Raw genomic sequence first — 24133 nt, forward strand, 5'->3', positions numbered from 1 at the left:
CATCGTCAATAAATCGGGTTAGTGAATGATTTAGCTGTGAGTCTTTCCATGCCAACCAACTGGTGCGGTTATTTTGACAATACGCATTATTATTGCCCCCTTGCGAGTGACCCATTTCACTGCCTGAGGCAATCATAGGCACCCCTTTTGAGAGTATTAGCGTAAGTAAAAAGTTCTTTTGTTGCTGCAGCCTTAGGGCAATAATTTTGGCATCATTAGTAAATCCTTCAACACCACAATTGGTGGAATGATTAGCGCTGTGGCCATCGCGATTTTGCTCGCCATTAGCTTCGTTATGTTTGTGCTCATAACTCACTAAATCGGCAAGCGTAAAACCATCATGGCTGGTAATAAAATTAATGCTGTTTAGCGGCCCGCGCTGGCTGTGCTCAAAAATATCAAATGAGCCATGAATGCGTTTTGCCACATTTGCAATAACGCCTTCTTCGCTTTGCCAAAATCGGCGTATTACATCTCTGTATTGGTCATTCCACTCTCGCCAAGGTGCAGCAAAAGCCCCTAGCTGATAACCTCCTGGCCCTATATCCCAGGGCTCACTAATAAGCTTTACACGGCTTAATACAGGGTCTTGTTCAATGGCTTGAAAAAACGCATGGGCGCTATTAAAACCATGGGCATTTCGGCCTAAAATGGTGGCTAAATCAAATCTAAATCCGTCTACTCCCATTACTTGCACCCAATAACGTAAGCTATCAAGTACCAGCTTTAAGGTTTTAGGATGATCAATATTAATGGTGTTACCGCAACCTGTATCGTTTATATACACCTGAGGCTTATCAGCCACCGTCCGGTAATAAGCTAGGTTATCTAGCCCTCTGAGCGATAAAATCGGCCCATCGGCGCCCGCTTCTGCGGTGTGGTTATAAACCACATCTAAAATAACCTCTATATCCGCTTTATGAAGCTCACTAACCATGCGCTTAAATTCGTTAATGTCATCATCAACTAAATAATCTTTATGGGGGGTAAAAAAGTTGAGTGTGTTGTAGCCCCAATAATTTTGCAGCCCTTTTGCTGTTAAAAACTGCTCACTTATAAAAGCATGTACAGGGAGCAGCTCTAGTGCGGTGACCCCTAAATTATGCAAATGCTCAATAAAGCTAGGGTGGCTTAAACCTAAAAACTTACCTTGTAAATTTTTAGGGATATTAGGGTGTCGGCACGTGGCGCCTTTTACATGGCACTCATAAACAACGGTATTAGACCAGCTATGGTTTGGCTTTTTGTGTTTATAAGGCTGGCTATTAACAACCCGTGATTTAGGTATATCAATGGCATTATTAACGGTGCTTTTCGTGCCAATAGGCATTTGCCCATAGTGGCGCTCACTCCATGTAAATTCGCCAAACAAGTCTTTTGCATAAGGGTCAATCAGCAACTTGTGCTCGTTAAACAGCAGGCCTTTTTCAGGACTGTACTCCCCTTCTACGCGATACCCATATAATGCGCCTTCGGCTAATGGCGCTACATGGGCTGTCCATATACCGCCTTCGTTGATATGCATGGTTACTTTTAATATTTCAGAGTGCCCACTTTTATCAAATAAGCATACATAAGCTTGTGTTGCTTTAGGTGCGTACAAGCTAAAGTTAACGCCGCCACTGCTAATAGTTGCGCCAAGTGGATGTGGTTGCCCATGTGAAACCTCAAATCGATTACTCATCTTCAACCTTTTGTAAATAAATAGTCGTTAACCCGCCCATTGCAATTTTAATGCTATGCGAAAAGCCATGAGCGCTTGCCTTAACGCTACTAACCGTGGCGTTTTTGTTTGCTGTTACTTTAATACCTGAGCCAAAAAAAGCGTCATCATCGGTGTTTAAAATAACCTTATACTTACCCGCTGCGGGTACCCCAATTTCATACTCTTGATAAGAAACAGGCGTAAAGTTTGCTACTACTACAATAAAGTCGTGGGCATTTTTAGCATAACGTACAAAACTAAATATACTTTGCTCGTTATTGTTGTTATCTATCCATTCAAAACCCGCAGGGCTTGAGTCGAGTTCATACAGTGCAGGCGATTGCTTATAAACAGTATTAAGCGCTTGTACAGTGTTTTGTATACCGCGGTGGCTTTTATGCTCTAGCAAATGCCAATCAATAGAATGGTTGTGATCCCACTCTTTTCGCTGTGCTATTTCGCCGCCCATAAACAGCAGCTTTTTGCCTGGGTGCGCCCACATAAATGCGTAATACGCACGTAGATTGGCAAATTTTTGCCAATCATCACCGGGCATTTTTTCAATTAGCGAACCTTTACCATGTACAACTTCGTCATGACTTAGCGGTAAAATGTAATTTTCGCTAAATGCGTACACCATAGAAAACGTCATTTCGTGATGATGATGCTGCCTATAAAGCGGATCATGTTGCATGTAATGAAGGCTGTCGTTCATCCACCCCATATTCCATTTGTAGCCAAAACCTAAGCCATTGTGATCAACACTTTGAGTGACCCCCGGCCACGCGGTCGACTCTTCAGCCACCATCATAATGCCCGGATTATTTTTATAACTACGCAAATTTACCTGCTTTAAGCACTCAATAGCGCCTAGGTTTTCTCGCCCACCATAACAATTGGCAACCCATTCACCTTCTTTGCGGCTGTAATCTAAATAAAGCATTGAAGCCACCGCATCTACGCGCAGTCCATCAAGGCCAAATTGCTCTAGCCAATACATCGCATTAGAGATTAAAAAGCTTTTAACCTCCGGGCGGTCGTAATTATAAATATAGGTATTCCAATCAGGATGAAAGCCTTGTCGAATATCGGCATGTTCAAATAAGTGCGTGCCGTCAAAGTGGTGTAAACCATGCGGATCACTAGGAAAATGCCCAGGCACCCAATCAAGTAGCACGCCTAAATTTGCTTTGTGACACTGCTGAACAAAGTATTTAAAACTGCTGTAATCACCAAAGCGACTAGTTGGTGCAAATAAACCCACCGGCTGGTAACCCCAAGAGCCATCAAACGGGTATTCACTTATTGGCATTAATTGAATATGCGTAAAGCCCATTTCAAGCGTGTAATTAACAAGTTTGTCGGCAAGTTCGCTATAGCTTAAATAGCGGTTTTCTTCAGCCCTTTGCCATGAACCCAAGTGCACTTCGTAAATACTTATGGGCGCGTCTATATGGTTACGCTTTTGACGATTTTTAAGCTCGCTATCACTGAGCGAAATAGGCGTTGCTTGCTGTTGTAACACACTGGCCGTACCCGGAGCTTGCTGCATTTTAAAGGCAAACGGATCTGCTTTTTCAAGCACATCGCCTTGCTGTGTCACAATAGAAAATTTATAACAGGTATCGGGCTGAAGCCCTGCGATAAAAAGCTCCCATACACCACACGCAGGATGAAAACGCATATAATGACGATTAGCTTGCCAAAGGTTAAATTCGCCAATAACAGATACACTGGCTGCATTAGGCGCCCACACACAAAAACGCACTCCATCAACCCCTTGTTGATTAATAAAGTGAGCGCCTAAATGTTTATATGCATGCTCTAAACTGCCTTCGTTAAATAAATACATTGCATCTGTATCTAGGCTGCTTGCAAAGCTATATTCATCGTAAAAACATAATGCTGAGTTTGCATATTCAACGTTGCACTTATAAGGCTGGGAGGGCATTTCGTTGCTTGTTGCAATAAATAAATCGCTACTGTTATAACGCTTAGCAATAACTTTTTTATCATTAATAATAATATTTACATTTTTAGCCGCGGGTAAATACACGCGTATTTCGTAGCCATTTTTATAAGCATGTGCCCCTAAAAAGCTAAAAGGGTCTTTAAATCTGCCGCCTTGAAGTGCAGTTACCTGTGCGTCGTAATGGGTCTGTAATGAATCCTTTGGTGCGGTACTACTCATATCCTTTCCTTATTGAATTAACTGCAGCCAAGGTACTGGCATTATTTTTAAAAATAGCGTTGCTTGAATGAGTTAAAACACGGCGCCAATTTGGGTATTCGGTATTAGTACCGGGTATATTCACCGGATATGTTTGTTTATCTAAATCATCAAGCTGAAGTGCAAATAAACGGGTCTCACTGTGTGCAAGTGCTTTGGCAAGTTCACCGTAAACGCACATAGCATCGCTAGTTTCGCTAAGTTGCTCTGCGCTATGTAACTGTATAAAACGCAGTAATCGTTGTTTTTCTTGTTGTCGTTCGTGCAATTGCTGTTGGTACTGCTGATCATCCATAAGCTGATACTGGCGTTTAATATCTAAATCATCTGTTTGCCACCAGCCGCAAAATGGCGGTACGTCATGATTCGCTATCATAATTAAACAATGCTTAGGTAATTCTTGTAACGGTAAAAACTCACCATCATGTTGTTTTTCAAAATAAAATAAGCTATTTGAATAAATACCACTTACAGCAAGTGCGTGTTTTACCTCGGGCGGGACTATGCCTAAGTCTTCACCTATTACTATGCACTGATTAAGGTGAGACTCTATTTTTAAAATAGCCAATAAGTGCTCGAAAGGGTAATAAACATAACAGCCATCTTGTGTATGGTTATTTTCAAAGCACCACCATAAGCGCCTTAGTGCCATAACGTGATCAATGCGCAAACCGCCAACGCCTTGCATGTTTGCGCTAATAAGTGAGCGATAAAAGGCAAAGTGATCATTTTTTAATTGTTGCGGATTAAGCGCAGGCAGCCCCCAATTTTGCCCTGCTTGCGCCCAAGGGTCTGGCGGTGCGCCAACATTGGCATTATCACTAAAAAGTGATTGCTGAGATTGATACTCAACGCCATCACCTGCACAACCAACAGCAAGGTCATTAATTAAACCTATTGCCATGCCTTTATTTAAACAGTGCTGCTGACAATGGCTTAATTGTAATTTAGCCTGCCATTGTAAGTAGTAATCAAAGGTAGGATTGGCTGAATTTAGCGTAGTTAGGGTCTGGGCGTTTTGTTTACAAAACTGGGCAAACTCATCGCGTCGTGAAGCGCTGGCATGTGCTTCAAAATGACTAAATAGCGCTTTAAATAATGTATATTTAACGGCGCTTACTTTTTCATAATTTATAAACTGTTCATTGCTGTTAAAAAGCGCTTTTACCTCATCACTGTGTAACAAAGCATCTAATTGTGGATTGTTTTTAGCATCAGCTGATAGTTCAACACAAATGTACAAAGGATTTAATAACGCACGGCTATTAGGGCTATAGGGACTGGCTCGCTCACTTTGCTGTGCAAACAGCAAATGTAATGGGTTGAGTAATATGTAGTCCATGTGTTGCTGTGCACATAAGTCACATAGCTCTAGTAAATCATTAAAATCCCCTACACCTAGGCCTGCTTTGTTTTTAACTGTGTACAACTGCAGCGAAAGCCCAGTGCGCTTAGTATCATCTACTTGAAAAACTTTTTCTGGGGTGGCCCACAATTGAATCTCTTTGCTTTGCTCCCCTACACTAACCAGCGCCTGATGATAACCTACCGGAATAGCCCCTAACGGCACTGCTACTTCAATATAACGCACGCCATGTACATAGTAATCGCCCGTAATAGCCAAATTATGTAAGTTAGCACGCTCATAGGTTACGTTTAACTTTGGCAACGTTATCGCAACAGGTAAATCACGTTGACGCTCATCTATGCGAATATAAAAAAGGTTATCAGTTAAATTAACTAAGCTGGTATCGGGTGCTAACTCTAACCAAGGCGCAACATCTAATTGATAATTAAGCTGTGCTATTTGGTGTTCATCTTCGGTATTTACACCACAACATTGTAAGGCACGTTTGCGCGTGCCTTCGCTAAATATAACCTGCTCGCCCGTGTATTTAGTAAACTCATAACCGATACCGTGCAGATAAAACAACTGCGAAAGTGCGTCCATTTACTCGCCTTAATTTATGCGTTGAGTGTTCACTATGCTATTTTCTGTGCCAAATGTATTAGGTAGGTAGTCATCTGCTTGGTGGTCGTTATCCCAAATATCACCATTAATTAAATAACGAAAATGAAACTGCTGATCAACTGGCAAGCGTTGCTTACATTTAAAGACCCCTTCTTTTTTATTAAGCTTCATAGGCACCGGCTGCCAATCGGTAAATTCGCCAAGTAAACTTACTTGCTCTGCATCAGGGTGGGTAAACTCAAAGGTAACTTCAGCTTCATTTTTTGTTTTGAAAAAACGTTTATTCAACATAGTAGGCTCCAACTAAACCAAAATGGGTACTTAATCTTTGCCACAGGGCCGATACAACACTTTAAAGGGCGATGTGGGTGCATTTAAACATCATTAAACGCGGGTAATTTAAACAAATTTTTATTTACGCATTATTACAGTGCAAAAAAGTTTTTAGCTGCACATATAAGGTGCGATTACGATAAAAATTTTCGCTTATTAATGACAAACTAATGTACAGCAAGTATTAAACCAACTTAATCATTTTTCATTATTAATATATTGAGCAAAAAATCGTATAAAGGTTCACACTAGCCTATAAAATTCTTTCGTTATCAGTGTGCTTAAGTAATAATACACAGCATCTTACGTCTCTGAAATACCAAAAATTTCATGTTGAAAAAAAGCATTTTATTTACTACGGTAATTGTATTTATTGCACTTGCCTCCTTTGTAAGCCTTTCTGTATATACCCTTTATAGTAAAAAGCAATTATCAGTAGACCCTAAATTAAAAGAAATTTCAGGCATTGAGTTTGATAAAAAAAAGCGTTTGTGGGCGATTAATGATGGCGGTGACGACCCAAAACTTTATCGCCTAGGCGAAGATGGCGCTATTGAAAAAGAAATCCTTGTTACAAATGCTAAAAATATAGACTGGGAAGACATGACGCAAAATAAATTTGGTCATTTTTTCTTAGGTGATTTTGGCAATAATAAAAACGATCGAAAGTGGTTAACTATCTATAAAATAGAAAACCCAATAGATATAAAAACAGAGACCACCGAAGCCGAAATTATTAAGTTTACCTATCCTGAAATGGATGGCACTCCCATTACTCCTAACAAACGCAACTTTGATTTAGAAGCCTTTGTAGAATACAAACGCCATTTATATTTATTTACCAAAAATAGAACCGAACCTTTCGATGGCATAACCAATGTTTATAAAGTGGGCGATCATGCAGCCAATTTTGATGCTCAGTTAATTGATTCATTTAAAACTTGCACAACTTTAGAAAAACTCTGTTGGATCACATCCGCTGCTCTTAGCCCTGACAGGACTAAACTTGTGTTACTTGATTCTACAAGTATTTGGCTGTTCGAAAACTTTAAAGGCGACAAGTTTTTTTCTGGTGATGTGTCTCGAATCGATTTAGGTATTGTTACGCAAAAAGAAGCGATCACCTTTTATGATGATAATACGCTTATTTTTACCGATGAAGAATTTAAAGGGCTGGTAGGAGGAAATGCTTACGTAATTAAATTAAATGAAGCACAAAAAACCGTTATCAGACAAGCGCCAAAGACTGCCGTAAATAAATAGCTACACAAAATTTTGCTATACACGCGGGCTTTAATAAGACGCTGCACACGCTATTAATTTAATGCGTTGTTATTAAATGAGTGCAGCGCTTTTTCTACATCAACTCCCAAAATAATAACGCCAATATGATCGCCCTTGGCATTTTTTATCGGAAGACTTAATTGCACCTGAAAATGATGTGTTGAAGCATCATATTCAACACTGTCAAAGCGATACGCTAAAGACTGCTGGTATACGAGGCTAAATTTATTCTCATCCCCTTGCCAATAATCACTGGTGATTTTGCTTATAGCCACATTTTTACCTTGCTTATCTGTCACTATAATTTCGGTAATTATGCCTTTGAACTGCCTTTGCCATTGTTTTAAATATAATGAAGCATCAGTAAGTAACATTTTTTTAGCTAAATCATGTTGATGTGTTTTGACTTCTTTTATCCAATGCTCGTCAGCGAGTTTAAGCGCTTTGTTTTTCAGCTTTATATGGTTACTTTGCGCCGCGGCATCGGTAATTATTGGCTGTGAAATTAACGCCTTTATTGGCTCTAACAATGTATTTAGTATTTGTACTTGTTCACCCTGTGATAAATAAAACGGTGCAGGGGCACATTGAGGAATCGTTTCGTTGAATTTTTCTAAAAAAGAAGGGTGCGAATTAATAAGCTTATTAGCAGCAAAAACACCTAAAGGCACATAACGATAAAATGAGCGCGGGTAGGATGAAGCGTCAATACCTAAGCGATTGGCAGCATTATTAAAGTCATCTAAATCAAGTAATACTTTGTCTACTCTATGATGGTGAAGTACGTTTACTATTTCTTCCAGCGAGTTTACTTCAAGCAGCGAGGTAATATTTTGCGTTTTAAACCAATTAGCCTGATAACTGCCATGGACCACGCCATAACGTAATTTTTTGGGGTCTTTATTAACGCTATCGGGATGAGTAAACCAGTACCAATTTTCTAGGTAAATAGGTGATGACAACTTACCATACTGGCTCATCTCAGAGGTTAAATGCGTTGTAAAATACCCATCCAACCTATCTTGTTTTACCTCGCGACGAGCCCTCAGCCAAGGTAACGATTGCAACTCAAATGTCATGTCCATATTGTGTAAAATACATTGCACTTGGTTAACCGCATTATCTGGTGTTGTAAGCGATACATTGGTACCTAATTTTAAGGGTTCAGTTAAAGTTAAAAGTGCAAAAAATAACGTTGTGGGCATAATCCATTGCTAAATAATTGTGTTAATTACAATAAGTATAGTAAGGCTTTACCAAAATACCTAACTTCGATAAAATTAAATATTAAGTTAAATCAATAGGTAACCTTTCGCTTTAGTAACACTTAACTTTAACGCTTAAATTTTGTTTCTAAAATCACTGACGACGTTGTGCGCTCTACCCCATCTAAATTACCTATATCATCAAGTAAATGGCTTAGCTTTTCTAAGTTTTGCGCTTGCACTACGGCAATTAAATCAAACTCCCCACTTATGGCATAAAGCTGGGAAATAGCATCAATCTGTTTAAGTTCTAAATTGGTTTTAGTGGTGAGTTTTTGCATCACCTTTATAGATACATGAGCCGAGACCATACTGGTCAAATAGTCTTCACCGTAATCTACGCTATAGCCTTTTATAACTCCTGTTTCTTCAAGTTTTAACATACGGCTTTGCACGGTAGAGCGCGATAAATTAAGCATGCGTGCCAAGTCAGAAATACTGGCTCTTGCATTGGTTTTTAAAATTGAAAGTAGCTTTTCGTCTTGTGGAGTTATCATATTGCTTATTAATTTCGTTATTTTGACTTTTATTGTAATCATTTTTCACAAAATAGCACTGCAAATTTAACCTACAACCTTCGATAATAGTGCTTAATAACAAAAATTACCTAGCTGAGAAAACGCTAACGTTTTTATTTTGCTAATCTTTATTCAATATTCACAATTTTTAGGTGTACATAATGCAAGTAACAAGAGACTTATTTAACGATGTAATGGTGCCAAACTACAATCCGTCGGCAGTTATTCCTGTACGCGGCGAAGGCTCACGTGTGTGGGATCAAAATAACAATGAGTTTATTGATTTTGCAGGCGGTATTGCCGTTAATTGTTTAGGCCACTGTCACCCAGCGCTTGTATCTGCTTTAAAAGAGCAAGGCGAGAAAATTTGGCACTTATCAAATGTGATGACTAATGAGCCAGCCCTGCGTTTAGCACAAAAAATGGTTGAAGCGACATTTGCAGATAAAGTGTATTTTGCAAACTCAGGCGCAGAAGCCAACGAAGCGGCTCTTAAGCTTGCTCGTCGTTTTGCACTTGACGAACACGGCGAAGAAAAATCACAAATTATTGCCTTTAACAAAGGATTTCACGGCCGTACATTTTTTACAGTAACGGTGGGCGGACAAGCTGCTTACTCTGATGGCTTTGGCCCTAAACCTGGCGACATTATGCATTGTGATTACAACGACATTGCAGCATTTGAAGCACTTATTAGCGATAAAACATGTGCCGTAATGATGGAGCCACTACAAGGTGAAGGCGGCATTATTTCACCTACCGACGAATTTGCTAAAAAAGTACGCGAGTTATGTACTAAACACAATGCACTGCTAATTTTTGATGAAGTACAAACAGGCGTTGGCCGCACTGGCGATTTATACGCTTACGAAGGTTTAGGTGTAGTGCCCGATATTTTAACGACAGCTAAAGCTTTAGGCGGTGGTTTTCCTATTGGCGCTATGATCACTCGTACTCATATCGCCGAGCACTTAAAAGTTGGTACGCACGGCTCTACGTACGGTGGTAACCCACTAGCTTGTGCAGTAGCAGAAGCTGCATTTGACACCGTAAACACACCGGATGTACTCAACGGCGTTAAAGAGCGTGAACAACTATTTCGCGATGGTTTAAATGCAATAAACGAAAAATACAACGTATTTAGTGAAGTACGTGGTAAAGGTTTACTTATTGGTGCGGTATTAAACGATAAATTTGAAGGCCGTGCACGTGACTTTTTAGTTGCCAGTGCTAACAATGGTTTAATGAACCTTGTTGCAGGCATGAATGTTATTCGTTTTACCCCTTCTTTAGTTATTCCATTTGAAGATATTAAAGAAGGCCTAGCACGCTTTGAAAAAGCAGTAAGCGACGTAGTAAACGGCTAATTTAATTAAGCGCGCCTTAGGGCGCGCTGTTGGAGCAAGTAATAAATGCAAGTATTACGTCCTATTACCACTGAAGACTTTGCTGCACTTAAGCAAATTGCGATTGAATCGGGCCATGGGTTTACCTCACTTCCGGTTGACGATCAGCAATTAAAAGACAAAATAGACCGCGCCGAAAAAAGCTTTGCTAAAAATATCAATCAGCCGTTAGATGAAAGCTACCTATTTGTTTTAGAAGACAGTGAAACAGGTGAGGTCATTGGCACAACCGCCATAGAAGCCGCTGTTGGTTTATCTGTGCCTTTGTACCATTACCATTTAGGTAAAACAGTACACCACTCGCCTACACTTAATGTTTATAACACCGTTGATATTTTAAGCATGTGTAACGATTACACCGGATGCTCTGAAATATGTACTTTGTTTTTGCGCGAAAACAGCCGTAAAGGCTTAACCGGGCGCTTTTTATCACGCTCACGCTTTTTATTTATGGCGCAGCACAGCGAACGCTTTGCCGATACCGTGATTGCTGAAATGCGCGGCGTAAGTGACGAAGATGGTCATTCACCGTTTTGGCAGTGGCTGCAAGAGCACTTTTTTAGTATTGAGTTTCCCAAGGCCGATCATTTAGTGGGGCTTGGCGATAAAGTGTTTATTAGTGAGTTAATGCCTAAATACCCTATTTACGTAAACTTACTCAGTAAAAAAGCCCAAGCAGTGATTGGCAACGTGCATGAAAAAACTAAACCGGCACTTAAACTGCTCGAAAAAGAAGGTTTTGAGCACCGTGGCTACGTTGATTTGTTTGATGCAGGCCCAACGGTAGAAGCCAAGCTTGGTAATATTCGAAGTATTCGTGAATCTCAAGTATGCCCTATTACTATTGGCGAGCTGGAACATATTAGCCAGCACAGCTCAGATACTTTAGCCGTTTGTAATCAAGGTGTAAGTGGGTTTAGAGCAACCTTTACCCAGCACGCCCACTATAACCACGCTAAGCACACATTAGTAATAAGCCAAGAAGTGGCTGATGCCCTTAATTTATCCCAAGGAGATGCAGCGCGTTTTTTCCGCCTGTAAAACAAATATGAACACACACCTTATAAATAACCAATGGCATACAGGCCAAGGCCCCGCTTTTAGCTCTGTTAATCCGAGTAACGGCGAAGTTGTATGGCAAGGTAATGGCGCAAATGCCGAGCAAGTAGATGCTGCAATCAATGCAGCTAGAGCCGCACAAGTACAATGGGCAGATACTACATTTGAGTCGCGTATAACCATACTTGAAAACTTTGTAGCACAATTAAAAGAGCACAGCGAAGAATTTGCAGCCATTATAGCGCGCGAAACCGGCAAGCCTCTTTGGGAAACACGCACAGAAGTAGGCGCTATGACAGGTAAAGTGGCCATTTCGATTAAAGCGTACAACGAGCGTACCGGCACCACTGAAAACCCAATGCCGGGTGCAAAAGCCTTTATACGCCATAAACCACACGGCGTTGTGGCTATATTCGGCCCGTATAACTTTCCTGGGCATTTACCTAATGGCCATATTGTACCGGCTATTTTAGCGGGTAACACCGTGGTATTTAAACCGTCTGAGCTAACCCCTCACGTTGCTGAATTTACTTTATCACTTTGGTTAAAAGCAGGCTTACCAGCAGGTGTTATTAACCTAGTGCAAGGTGAAGTAGAAACAGGTAAAGCACTTGCTTCGCATCAAAACATAGACGGCTTATTTTTTACCGGCAGCTCAAACACCGGCCATTTATTACATAAACAGTTTGCAGGCCACCCAGGTAAAATATTAGCGCTTGAAATGGGCGGTAATAACCCATTAATCGTTAAAAATGTAGCCGATGTAAGCGCTGCAGTGCACGATATTATTCAATCGGGCTTTATTACTTCTGGCCAGCGCTGTACCTGTGCACGCCGCGTGTTTATTGAGAAATCGCTCAATGGCGATGCTATTTTAGAAAAACTGATTAGCGCCACTAAAAACATTGTTGTTGATGACAGCTTTGCTGGCGATCAACCATTTATGGGTGCCATGATCAGCGAAAAAGCCGCCTTAGGCATGGTTGCAGCGCAAAATGAATTAGTTGCAAGTGGTGGCGAAATACTTGTTGAGCTTAAGCAGCTAAAAGCAGGCACTGGGTTTGTAAGCCCAGGTATTATTGATGTAACTAACATTACAAACATGGCCGATGAAGAACACTTTGGCCCGCTCATTAAAGTGTATCGCTACAACGACTTTGACAGCGCAATAGCAGAGGCTAATAACACCAGCTTTGGTCTATCAGCAGGCTTACTTGGCGATAACGAAGATGATTACAGCCACTTTTTAAAGCGCATTCGTGCCGGCATCGTCAATTGGAACCGCCCTATTACAGGTGCCTCTAGTGCAGCACCGTTTGGTGGCATAGGCGCAAGTGGAAACCACAGAGCAAGTGCGTATTATGCAGCTGATTATTGTGCCTACCCTGTAGCATCAGTTGAGGCCGATAAGGTAAACCTGCCACAAACTTTAGCGCCAGGCTTAGTAATTGAATAAGTGAATAACCCAATTTAAGGATTTAACATGCACACTAACGTAAATACATTATTTGAAAACCTATGGGATAACTATTTAGCCGTTACCCCCTCGGCAGATAAAATTCATGATTTATTAGGCTCAACGCAAAAAGATGACATTATTAACGACCATATTGCGCTGCGGACCTTTAATATTGAAAAAGTAGGCCTAGAAAAACTAGCTGCGCACTTTTTAGCACTTGGTTATACAGAGTGTGGTGAATACCACTTTGAAGCTAAAAAGCTCTATGCTAAACACTACGAGCATAGCGACCCTAAGCAACCTAAAGTATTTATTTCTGAGTTATTAGTAGAAAAGTGCTCGCCAGAGTTACAAGCTATTGTGACAGATATGGTAGAGCAAATAGATGAAAGTGCTGTAACTGCCGATAACTTTTTATACTCAGGTACCCATTGGCAAGTAAGTAGCGACACATACAAGCAGTTACTTGCTGAAAGTGAGTACGCAGCGTGGATGTCGGCATGGGGCTACCGTGCAAACCACTTTACTGTAAATATTAATATGCTTGCTAAGTTTGATAATATTCAGGATGTTAACCAAGCACTTAAAGACGCAGGCTTCGCCCTAAATACATCAGGCGGCGAAGTAAAAGGCTCACCAGAGGTATTATTAGAGCAATCATCAACCCTTGCAGATGAGTATGCTGTCACCTTTAGCGACGGCGAACTGCGCATCCCTAGCTGTTTTTATGAGTTTGCCATTAGATATCCTAAAGCCGATGGCGAGCTTTACACAGGGTTTGTTGCAGCCTCTGCTGATAAAATCTTTGAAAGCACTAACGCGCGTTAAAAATAAAACATGCCTTAATGTTTTAACTTAAAAAAAGCCCGTTTGGGCTTTTTTTTATGACAAAAATATTTAGAACATTTACACTAAGTTTTATGCCTGTATTTACTAAATTTTTGATTATCTTGCATGTACTGCTTATATCATCATTGAGCCATGCAAATGAACCACTTACATTACTCTCTAGAGCGAATGCGTCTACTGATGGCTTTTTAAACTCAGATAAAACGTTCGAAAGCCTGCTCAATCATACAATTTATACTAAATTGCAGTGGACCAACCAAGCTCGTTTAATCAAGCGTCTTATGGGTAATGAAGCAGTATGCAGCTACGATATAATAAAAACGCCCGAGCGTGAAAAACATATTTTGTTCTCAAATATACCAACTACTATTTACGAGCAACGAAAAATATACGCATTTAAACGCACCTTACAAAACTTTCCTGAACGAGTCTCTGTTGCTCAACTACTAGAAAAAGATTTTATCCTTGCCGTAGACTCAGGAACGAGTTATCAAAAACTTGAGCCTGTTTTAACAAAGTATAATGAGCAAATTGCAGCGATAAGCTCAGAAGATACCAGCTCTCAACTGCCTCAACTTCTCATCCATAATAGAATAGACATGATTGTCGATTACGAGGTTAACGTACTTGGTGCACTCACCAGTGAGCAATTAAAACAAATAGATAGCCGTGAAATAGCTGAATTTCCAGAATTTGTTAATGGCTACTTTGCATGTAGTAAGTCAGAGCTTGGCGAAAGAGTAATAAAAACCATCAATATTTTAATGAACACCCCCGAAATTTACGACCGCTTACAAAAAAGTTTACAACAAGCCTATAGTGCTGATACATCTAGCGCTATGATGCTTGCTTACTCTCAAGAGCACGTATACTTAACCTCTGATGAGTAAAATCAATCGTCAAGACAAACTCCACAAATCAACATAAGCCACTGATTTTAATAGCAAATAAATTATTTTAAATTTATTTAAAATTTTTATTGCGCTAAATAAAAACCTACATTATTATCTCGCCGCTTCTTGATGATAGCCAATCCGAGTACATTACAAACCCCGTTTGTAGCAAGGCGATAGAGCAACTATCCAAGAGTGAATTTGACTGTGCGTTTGCACTATTGATCTCACTCAACTGACTCGTGGATACACCATACCCGAGCAGTTGCTTAATTGACTCGGAAAATAAAATGGCTTTATCAACACAACAACAAGACACCGTAACTAAAGTACCTGCAGCAGCGGTTGCTGCAAATCAAGCAATTGATTGCGCGCAACCGAGTATTGCCCACATTGAACAACTTGCTTCTCAATTTGGCGCACCTCTAATGGTGCTTGACTGCGACGCTATACGTCGTCAATACCGTGCACTTAAACATGCACTGCCTGGCGTTGTGTTACATTTTGCTTTAAAGCCTTTACCGCATGCTGCTGTTGTGCGCACTTTGTTAGATGAAGGCGCAAGCTTTGATTTAGCAACCAGTGGCGAAGTTGACTTAGTAGCAAGCCAAGGCGTACCAAGCGAGCGTACAATTCACACGCACCCAATAAAGCGCGACAGTGACATTCGCGCCGCACTTGCCTACGGCTGTACAGTGTTTGTGGTGGATAACATTAACGAGCTTGAAAAATTTATTGCCTATAAAGATCAAGCCGAAATTTTAGTGCGTTTAAGCTTTCGTAATAAAGATGCATTTGCTGATTTATCTAAAAAGTTTGGCTGCAGCCCAGAGGCGGCAATCGACATTATTAGCCTTGCCCAGCAACTTGGTATTCGTATTAAAGGGTTATCGTTTCATGTTGGCTCGCAATCACCTAACCCAACTAAATACGTTGAAGCGATAAATGCATCTGCAAAAGTGGTTAAACAGGTTGCTGAGTTAGGCTTACCAGCACTTAGTACGCTCGATATTGGTGGTGGGTTTCCTGTGCCATACAGCGCAGATGTGCTACCAATTGATGTATTTTGTGCGCCTATTAATATCGCGCTGGCACAATTACCAGAAACAATGCAAATTATTGCTGAACCCGGCCGTTTTATTGTAGCAAGTAGTGTAACCAGTGTTGCCTCTGTAATGGGACAAGCCACGCGCGAAGGTAAAACATGGTACTACTTAGATGATGGCGTTTATGGCTCTTTTAGCGGTTTAATGTTTGATGAGGCAGCCTACCCTATCGATAGTGCAAAACAAGATGGCGAGCGTTTTGAGTCGGTACTTGCAGGCCCAACATGCGACAGTATAGATGTAATAAGTGATTCAATTATGCTGCCAAAACTAAACAATGGCGATTTAATTATTAGCCGTATGATGGGTGCCTACACACTTGCTACAGCAACCGACTTTAACTTTTTTAAACGTGCTGAGGTCGTTGTATTAAACGAGCAAATGCACAGCCAAGTATTAACAGGTTAAGAAAATAAGTTCCTCGCTATAGGTACGCTGGCTTGTACCTATACATTTCAACGCAGTTGCTCATTCCAACTGCGTTTTTTTATTGCGTTAAATAACTGGGGCTTGTTTACCTTTTTGATCAGCAAAGCAGGCTCTAATAAAAGCAACCTGCACTACTTATTACAAAAATAATGGTTTATAGTCGTTTTCTAACTGTTCAAACGATAAGTCACCTATAAATCTGCCAAAGCTTAGCCATGTTGCTAAACCTCGTAAATCTTTAAAATGTGGTGGTACAAATTTTGGGCTTTCTATTACACCTAAACTATGTAATTGCGATATAAGCCTAAAATCATCAATCGATATTTTTCCGACCAACAATAATGGCAGCTGATCAATGCGCCCAAGCTGTATAGCAACACGAATTAAGTTATATACCAGCACAAATCCTTTAATGTAAGCAATATCCTTAGTAAAAGGTAAGCCTGTTGCCGTGCTGCCCCTAAAAACACGTTGTGCTAACGTATAGCTTTCATCTTTTGAAAGCCCTTGCGCTAAGTAGTCACGGTATATATCAACAAACTCTGCGCCATCAATCACTTTAGTAACTGCTTGAATACGATTTACTAACTTTGATAAACGCCTAGGCGTTGATTTAAGGGTAATTATTTCCGTTAAAACAGCTAAGCCTTCTTGAGTCACTGTTGAGCTTGGCGTCCCTTTACTTAAACAGGTTAAATAAGGCTGAGCTAGCCCGTTTTGCGTTGTACCTACGTGTATCCACCCTTCGTGCACTTCTAAAATATCGAGCTCACGCTGGGAGAATTTAACATCTTGATTTAGCTTAATGTTATTTGCACCTGCAGCAGCATCACTGACAATCCCATCGCTGAGCATAACCTCTACATTAATACCCGCCATACTGCTATTTACTTGCTCAGATAAAATACGCACGGCATCACTTGCATTAATATTTTTAGGATCATCTGGCAAAATATCGGCTATTAATAAGTTTTGCAGTGGTTTTTCTAGCATATTGGCAAGTTCGAACAGTGAAGGTTCACCCGCATGAAATAAATCCTTTGGGTGACCAAAAAGCTCTACCGACAAATCATGAAACTCAGGCGTTCCTCTATACTCAAGCATACTGAGCACCGTTTTATACTCACTACACATTTTACCCATGTATTGAGAAATAGGATTTAGCTGACCTAACTGGTTAATAATATTGCGATGCAAGTTAGAAAACGCTTGGCGTAATTCGCTGGGGACAAATCCTAAATCTCGTTGCTGGTAATAGGCGCTATCGATTAGCGGATTTTTTTGGCACTTTTGCCTGAAAAACGTCTCTTTGATTTGTTTATCCCAGTTAATGGCATCGAGTATTCTAATGGGTGTTTGTAAAGCAATTAATTGCTCTGACAGTTCGCGAGTTTTAAGGAGTAAAGCCTTGTCTATCATGGTGTAAGCTCAACAAAAAATGAGGCTTGAGCATAAGGTAAAACCAGTTAATAGCAAGATTATTTTAGCGCTTTTTAGCCATTGTTTTTACGGTGATCGACCCTCATATATAAAACGTAATAGGTTTAAACAATAAAGGGTTAATGATGAAAAACGAACTCGATAACAAGCAGATCCTCTCTGTGTACGAACGTATTCAGCAGCGCGGTAAACAAAATGATATTGGTAAACATTATCAAGGTGTTTCGGCTTACTCTGACATTGACGGCTACACTATTTACTTAGAAGGTAGCGGCGTATTATTGCGCTTTGGGTTTCATAATGCTTATCACCTAGATTATGAGCATGACAAACATAAAGACGACTTTTTAAAAAAACTATACAACATTGCTAATGAGGAATAATGCAGCCAAGACGCATTCGTAAACGCACCACAAGCAAGCAAACCACCTCGTTTATAAACCAGGTCATTACTGAGCTGCAAGCGCACCCAGAAAAGCTGGAGATAATCCGTCGAAACCTAAATGAATACCGCGAACAGACTCACCTTAAACGCGGTTTTTTGCTGGCTATTGAACGCTTTGACTGGGTGTTTGAGGCCAGTAACGATGTTAATTTTATATGCCAACAAATCTTAGCCGATGATTACATAGGTAATCGCCTTAGACGCTACCCGCTATTATTTAAAGGCGTTATTAATAGCGCCTAATTTACACGCCTTTTTTAACCTTAACCCCTCCTCTTATAGCCATTACACACTGCTACTTTTTTAATTAGTACACTAATTAAACATGTGAAATGGTTTCGTTTGCTTATTTAAAATACCCTTCGTACTCTAACTATTACCATTCTAACGAATATTTATCTTTTTTATTACTCATACCCCGTAAACAAATCCTTACTATTTTTAGCGTTTAAAAATAAAAGTGTAACCCATTGAATATAGTTGACTTTATTAATAAAGACCTACATATGGTACTACTACAAATTAACCCGTTTTTATTAATAATCCATCTACATCTTGGTATCTGGTTGTTTACTTGCGCCTTGAATTGTTAGAGCTATTACATTAAGCTTATCTTTATTGAACGTTCAATTAATAAAAATTATGCCTAAAGTCGGAATGGAACCTGTCAGGCGTCAGCAGCTAATTGACGCGACCATTGAGTCAGTTGCACAGCGCGGTTTGCAAGGAACAACCATTAACACCATCAGTAAAAATGCGGGTTTATCATCTGGCATTATTAGCCATTACTTTGGTGGTAAGCAGGGGTTAATAGAGGCAACCGTTAGGTATTTGTTATCGAATTTAAAAAATGAATTAATTGAAAAAGTTGAGCCAACCACCAGCGCAATTGAGCGTTTGATGTTTATTGTTGAGGCCAACTTTGCACTTGTTCAACAGCGCAATGACACCACGCGTACGTGGTTAAGTTTTTGGGCGCAGTCAATGCACGATCAAGAGCTGCACAGGCTGCAAAATGTAAACAGTAATCGCTTGCAAAGTAATTTAGCATTTTCTTTTAAGCAACTAATGCCCGTAAAGCAAGCAAAACAAGCTGCAGAACTTAGCGCCGCCATGATTGATGGCCTATGGTTAAGAGCAGTATTAAGTCAATCTGACGAAAACCAATTTAAACACAGTGAAACATTAGCAAAAAGCTATGTACATTCACTCATCAAGCAATATGGAGCCTAGCGTGACTACACCTGTCTATCAAAACTTTATTAACGGCCACTTCCTTGCAAACCAAAGTGGTGAAACTTTTGATGTAAAAAACCCAGCCACAGATGAAGTTATTTACTCGGTAGAAGTAGCCGACGAATTTATTCAAAACGCGGCTATCGAAAGTGCAAAACAAGGCTTTGCTCAATGGTCAAAAATGAGCCCAATAGAACGTAGCCGTATTTTATTAAAAGCGGTTGCTTTATTGCGTGAGCGTAATGATGAGCTTGCCTTAGTTGAAGTGCTTGATACAGGTAAACCAATGCAAGAAGCTAACTGCGTTGATATAGAAACAGGCGCAGATGTAATTGAATACTTTGCAGGCCTAGCACCAGCGCAAGTTGGCCAGCAGCAAATGGTTGGCGAAGACTTTTACTATACCCGCAAAGAGCCACTAGGCATTTGTGCTGGTATTGGTGCATGGAACTACCCGCTGCAAATTGCATGTTGGAAATCGGGCCCTGCCCTTGCCGCAGGTAATGCGTTTATTTTTAAACCTTCAGAAGAAACCCCTTTAGGTGCTATTAAACTAGCTGAAATTTTTGTTGAAGCAGGCGTACCTGCCGGCGTATTTAACGTTGTGCAAGGAGCCGGTGATGTAGGTCAGTGGTTAACCTCTCACAGTGAAATAGACAAAGTGTCGTTCACTGGTGAAGTAGGCACAGGTAAAAAAGTAGTGGCAAGCGCTGCCGGTACATTAAAAGACGTAACAATGGAGTTAGGTGGTAAATCACCTTTATTAGTGTTTGAAGATGCCAATATTGAGCAAGCAGTCAGTGCTGCCATGTTAGGTAACTTTTATACGCAAGGCGAAATTTGTACTAACTGTACCCGTATTTATGTTCATAAAAATGTATATCAACAATTTATTGATGAGCTTAAAACACGTACTGAGCAAAATATTATTGCCGGCGACCCACAAGATTTAAATACTAACTTTGGGGCACTAATTTCTAAAAAGCATCAAGAATTGGTAATGAGCTACATAGAAAGTGGCTTGGCCGAAGGTGCAACGCTACTTACTGGCGGTACAACTCTTTCTCCTGAATCAGCGCCTAATGGCTACTTTGTAGCGCCTACGGTATTTACCGATTGCAACGATGACATGACTATTGTTAAAGAAGAAATTTTTGGCCCAGTTATGAGCGTGCTTGTTTTTGAAGACGAAGACGATGTTATCGCCCGTGCAAATGGTACACACCTTGGCTTAGCTGCAGGCGTATTTACTAGCAATATTAAACGTGCGCACCGTGTTATTCACCAATTAGAAGCCGGTATTTGTTGGATTAATGCTTACGGTAATTCACCTGCTGAAATGCCTGTTGGTGGTTACAAGCAATCAGGTATTGGCCGTGAAAATGGCATAGAAACGCTTGATCATTACACGCAAACTAAGTCTATTTATGTGGGCATGGCCGACATAGAAAGTCCGTTTTAAGGTGGCAACTATGAGTAACACTTACGACTATATTATTGTTGGCGCCGGTTCTGCAGGTTGTGTACTTGCAAATCGCTTATCTGAAGATACAAACAATAAAGTGCTATTGCTAGAAACCGGTGGTAGCGATAAAAGTATATTTATAAAAATGCCAACTGCGCTCTCTATTCCTATGAATACAGATAAATACGCATGGCAATTTCACACTCAGCCAGAGCCGTATTTAGATAACCGAGAAATGCATTGCCCACGCGGTAAAGTGTTAGGCGGTTCGTCATCAATTAATGGCATGGTATATGTACGTGGCCACGCGAAAGATTTTGACGAGTGGCAGCAACACGGTGCTAACGGCTGGGATTATCAGTCGTGCTTACCTTACTTTAAAAAAGCAGAAAGCTTTTATTTAGGTGAAAATGCTCACCGTGGTGGCACAGGCCCGCTTGGCGTTAATAACGGTAACGAAATGCAAAACCCGCTTTACACCACCTTTATTAAAGCAGGTGTAGAAGCAGGGTATGCACACACAGACGACTACAACGCAGCTCAGCAAGAAGGCTTTGGCCCGATGCACATGACTGTTAAAGACGGTGTTCGCAGTTCGGCCTCGCGCGAGTATTTAGACCCAGTAAAATCACGCAGTAACCTAACAGTTATTACAGGTGCTTTAGCACAAAAAGTGATTTTAGAAGGCAAAAAAGCCACAGGCATTGAATACACAGTAAATGGCACTCTTAAAACGGCGCATGCGACTAAAGACGTTGTATTAAGTGCAGGTCCAATTGGCTCACCTCATATTTTACAGCTTTCGGGTATTGGCGATAAAGCCATACTTGAAGAAGCTGGTGTTGAGGTAAAGCATCATTTACCAGGCGTAGGTCAAAACTTACAAGATCACCTTGAGTTTTACTTTCAGTATAAGTGTAAACAACCTATTACCTTAAACGGTAAATTAGGTCTTATTTCAAAAGGCTTAATTGGCGCTAAATGGCTACTGACCCGAAAAGGCTTAGGTGCAACAAACCACTTTGAGTCGTGTGCGTTTATTCGCTCAAAACCAGACGTTGAATGGCCAGATATTCAGTACCACTTTTTACCAGCGGCGATGCGCTACGATGGGCGCAGTGCATTTGCGGGTCATGGTTTTCAGGTGCATGTAGGTCATAACAAACCTAAAAGCCGTGGTAGTGTCACTATTCAATCAGCTAATCCTGAGCAACCGCCGAAAATTTTATTTAACTACTTGCAGCATAAAGACGATATTGAAGGCTTTAGAGCGTGTGTGCGCCTAACTCGCGACATTATTGAGCAAAGCGCATTTGATGACTACCGCGATGAAGAAATTCAACCAGGTAAGCACATTCAAAGCGACGAAGAAATAGATGCCTTTGTACGCCAAGCAGTAGAAAGTGCCTATCACCCGTCTTGTTCTTGCAAAATGGGCGAAGATGACATGGCCGTGGTTAATTCTAATACCCAAGTTCACGGTATTGAAGGGCTGCGTGTTGTTGACTCGTCAATCTTCCCTACGGTGCCAAATGGCAACTTAAATGCCCCTACAATTATGGTTGCAGAAAAAGCAGCTGATCTAATTTTAGGTAAAACCCCACTTACACAGGCATCGGTAAACGTTGCCATGAGCAGTAACTGGCAAACAACGCAACGTAATAGCGAGATTTAATTAAGCCATAACGTGCCTAACACTATGTAGGGCACGTTCAACTTGCAGTGGCTCACGGCGTAAATTGGTTACGCGGTGTTTGTGCAAGTAATAAAACAAAAACGGAGAACTTATGAGTTACTTTTATTCATTTTGGGAGGGCGATAATGACTATATGGCTTAGTGCTGGCATTATATTTACGCTACTTGCTGTTATTACTATTTTATTTAAATGGGGTAACGTACGCGTAGTAGGCATAACACCAGTGAGAACTTTTACCTTTATCGCAATCTTATTTACCTCAGGCCTAGACGTTGGCCTAATCATGTTTCCATTAACCGAATTTGCAGGTTATGCAGACATAAAAGCAAGCCCAGAATACGCGTTTGCAAACCCACTGGCTATTGAGTTTGGCTATTGGGGATTCTTGATCTGGGGATTTTACTTTCTTACGTGCTTTTATTTCTGTGTAATAGAGCCCAAAGTTAAATTTTTCGAAATTTCATGGGTTAAGTTCATTAATAACGTAGTTATTATTGGCACATGTGCCTTTACAGCTTACCTACTGCTTTCTAACTTGCCGTGGTACTTACCAGAGCTAGGCGATGGTTCGAGCGTTATACCTACCTTCTACTTTATTGTATTTGCAGCTATTTGCTTTGCTGTGTACTCAAGTACAGATATTAAATACGTGCGCTTTTTAAGTATTTCTACAACGTGGTTATTTATCGCATTAATTGCCTTTATGTGGGCAGGTGCCTTTGTCGTTGGTGATAGCGAAATGTCGGCATTTACCAATAACCTTGCTGAAATTGGTACTTACTTTGCCAATATAAATCAGTTTGTTTTACCGCTTAATGACTACCATGAATTTTATCTATTTTGGTGGTTTGCGTGGAGCATTATGATTGGCCAATTTACGTCTCGTTTTGTAGGCGGCCTTAAAACATACCAAGTATTAGGTGCAATGTTGATATTTCCATCTATTCCGATTGCGATTTGGTTTAGCGTACTTTATCACTACCACGAAATGGGTATTTCAACAGCGGGTATTAAAAACTTTGCCATGGTATTTGTTGGGATAGTGTTTGTTATTAATTCGCTTGATTCATTAATACGCTTATACACAGATAACCTTAACTTAACGGTTAAACGTTTAGGTAAAATGAACTATATGATACTCAATATTGTTGCCCTTTCGTTACTAACCCTATTGTTTAAGCTTGAGTTTTTACAAATTCAATGGGTTGGCGCGTTAGTAATTGCACTGTTTTTTGGTTGTGCTGCGTTTATTGGCTACAGCAAATTTAAAACGGTTAACAATATAGACAGTTCGCCAAAAGCAAACAAAATAGATTACACAAAAATAGAAACTGTACATTAG

Annotated in this window: 20 protein-coding genes; 13 read left to right on the forward strand and 7 right to left on the reverse strand. The window is 40.4% G+C overall.

The features are described 5' to 3' along the window. The 4 genes from glgX to B2R65_RS12470 all read right to left on the reverse strand — a co-directional run. A partial coding sequence (gene glgX / locus B2R65_RS12455) for a glycogen debranching protein GlgX (protein ID WP_286743094.1) occupies positions 1 to 1684 on the reverse strand: 1684 nt, incomplete at its 3' end. Then, positions 1677 to 3896, reverse strand: coding sequence for a 1,4-alpha-glucan branching protein GlgB (gene glgB / locus B2R65_RS12460; RefSeq protein WP_286743096.1), 2220 nt, complete (start codon positions 3894 to 3896; stop codon positions 1677 to 1679). The genes glgX and glgB, both read right to left, overlap by 8 nt. Further along, entirely contained in the window at positions 3889 to 5886 is a 1998-nt protein-coding gene (gene malQ, locus B2R65_RS12465) for a 4-alpha-glucanotransferase (RefSeq protein WP_286743099.1), read from the reverse strand. The genes glgB and malQ overlap by 8 nt, the downstream gene beginning before the upstream one ends. Before the next feature lie 9 nt (positions 5887 to 5895). After that, entirely contained in the window at positions 5896 to 6198 is a 303-nt protein-coding gene (locus B2R65_RS12470) for an isoamylase early set domain-containing protein (protein ID WP_004586437.1), read from the reverse strand. 372 nt (positions 6199 to 6570) lie between these two features. On the opposite strand from B2R65_RS12470, the gene B2R65_RS12475 reads away from it, so the two are divergent. Then, complete coding sequence (locus B2R65_RS12475; RefSeq protein ID WP_029774473.1) at positions 6571 to 7503, forward strand: hypothetical protein; 933 nt, start codon at positions 6571 to 6573, stop codon at positions 7501 to 7503. Positions 7504 to 7556: 53 nt separating this feature from the next. On the opposite strand, the gene B2R65_RS12480 is transcribed toward B2R65_RS12475, so the two are convergent. Continuing rightward, on the reverse strand, positions 7557 to 8729 hold the full coding sequence (locus B2R65_RS12480; RefSeq protein ID WP_286743103.1) for a cellulose-binding family II protein: 1173 nt from the start codon (positions 8727 to 8729) through the stop codon (positions 7557 to 7559). Between the two features lie 128 nt (positions 8730 to 8857). Next, positions 8858 to 9286, reverse strand: coding sequence for an Lrp/AsnC family transcriptional regulator (locus B2R65_RS12485; RefSeq protein WP_004586440.1), 429 nt, complete (start codon positions 9284 to 9286; stop codon positions 8858 to 8860). A gap of 182 nt (positions 9287 to 9468) precedes the next feature. On the opposite strand from B2R65_RS12485, the gene B2R65_RS12490 reads away from it, so the two are divergent. The 6 genes from B2R65_RS12490 to B2R65_RS12515 all read left to right on the forward strand — a co-directional run bounded on the left by B2R65_RS12490 (position 9469) and on the right by B2R65_RS12515 (position 16487). Continuing rightward, positions 9469 to 10674 (forward strand): aspartate aminotransferase family protein, encoded by a 1206-nt coding sequence (locus B2R65_RS12490; RefSeq protein ID WP_029774471.1) that lies wholly within the window; start codon positions 9469 to 9471, stop codon positions 10672 to 10674. 45 nt (positions 10675 to 10719) lie between these two features. Next, positions 10720 to 11754, forward strand: a complete 1035-nt coding sequence (gene astA / locus B2R65_RS12495; RefSeq protein WP_154944711.1) for an arginine N-succinyltransferase — start codon at positions 10720 to 10722, stop codon at positions 11752 to 11754. 7 nt (positions 11755 to 11761) lie between these two features. Beyond that, positions 11762 to 13228: a succinylglutamate-semialdehyde dehydrogenase gene (astD, locus tag B2R65_RS12500; protein ID WP_286743107.1), complete on the forward strand. Its 1467-nt coding sequence runs from the start codon at positions 11762 to 11764 to the stop codon at positions 13226 to 13228. Positions 13229 to 13255: 27 nt separating this feature from the next. Then, complete coding sequence (locus tag B2R65_RS12505) at positions 13256 to 14059, forward strand: DUF1338 domain-containing protein (protein ID WP_286743110.1); 804 nt, start codon at positions 13256 to 13258, stop codon at positions 14057 to 14059. 56 nt (positions 14060 to 14115) lie between these two features. Continuing rightward, positions 14116 to 14970 (forward strand): transporter substrate-binding domain-containing protein, encoded by an 855-nt coding sequence (locus B2R65_RS12510; RefSeq protein ID WP_286743113.1) that lies wholly within the window; start codon positions 14116 to 14118, stop codon positions 14968 to 14970. Positions 14971 to 15263: 293 nt separating this feature from the next. Continuing rightward, positions 15264 to 16487, forward strand: coding sequence for a type III PLP-dependent enzyme (locus B2R65_RS12515; RefSeq protein WP_286743116.1), 1224 nt, complete (start codon positions 15264 to 15266; stop codon positions 16485 to 16487). Positions 16488 to 16646: 159 nt separating this feature from the next. On the opposite strand, the gene B2R65_RS12520 is transcribed toward B2R65_RS12515, so the two are convergent. Continuing rightward, positions 16647 to 17927 carry a flavohemoglobin expression-modulating QEGLA motif protein gene (locus B2R65_RS12520; RefSeq protein WP_054981898.1) on the reverse strand — a complete coding sequence of 427 codons (1281 nt, stop codon included), beginning with the start codon at positions 17925 to 17927 and terminating at the stop codon, positions 16647 to 16649. Positions 17928 to 18073: 146 nt separating this feature from the next. Here B2R65_RS12520 and B2R65_RS12525 point away from each other — a divergent pair, with 146 nt between their 5' ends. The 6 genes from B2R65_RS12525 to B2R65_RS12550 all read left to right on the forward strand — a co-directional run bounded on the left by B2R65_RS12525 (position 18074) and on the right by B2R65_RS12550 (position 24133). Then, positions 18074 to 18331 (forward strand): DUF3081 domain-containing protein, encoded by a 258-nt coding sequence (locus B2R65_RS12525; protein WP_286743253.1) that lies wholly within the window; start codon positions 18074 to 18076, stop codon positions 18329 to 18331. Then, positions 18331 to 18636 (forward strand): hypothetical protein, encoded by a 306-nt coding sequence (locus B2R65_RS12530; protein ID WP_286743120.1) that lies wholly within the window; start codon positions 18331 to 18333, stop codon positions 18634 to 18636. Before B2R65_RS12525 ends, B2R65_RS12530 begins: the two co-directional genes overlap by 1 nt. A gap of 414 nt (positions 18637 to 19050) precedes the next feature. Continuing rightward, positions 19051 to 19626: a transcriptional regulator BetI gene (betI, locus tag B2R65_RS12535; RefSeq protein WP_024031790.1), complete on the forward strand. Its 576-nt coding sequence runs from the start codon at positions 19051 to 19053 to the stop codon at positions 19624 to 19626. Between the two features lies 1 nt (position 19627). Beyond that, positions 19628 to 21091 (forward strand): betaine-aldehyde dehydrogenase, encoded by a 1464-nt coding sequence (betB, locus tag B2R65_RS12540; protein ID WP_286743123.1) that lies wholly within the window; start codon positions 19628 to 19630, stop codon positions 21089 to 21091. Between the two features lie 10 nt (positions 21092 to 21101). Beyond that, entirely contained in the window at positions 21102 to 22769 is a 1668-nt protein-coding gene (gene betA / locus B2R65_RS12545) for a choline dehydrogenase (RefSeq protein ID WP_029774462.1), read from the forward strand. A 146-nt stretch (positions 22770 to 22915) separates the two neighbouring features. After that, complete coding sequence (locus B2R65_RS12550; protein ID WP_286743128.1) at positions 22916 to 24133, forward strand: BCCT family transporter; 1218 nt, start codon at positions 22916 to 22918, stop codon at positions 24131 to 24133.

This window comes from Pseudoalteromonas sp. UBA2102 (assembly GCF_002331165.1).
Taxonomy (GTDB): Bacteria; Pseudomonadota; Gammaproteobacteria; order Enterobacterales; family Alteromonadaceae; genus Pseudoalteromonas; species Pseudoalteromonas atlantica.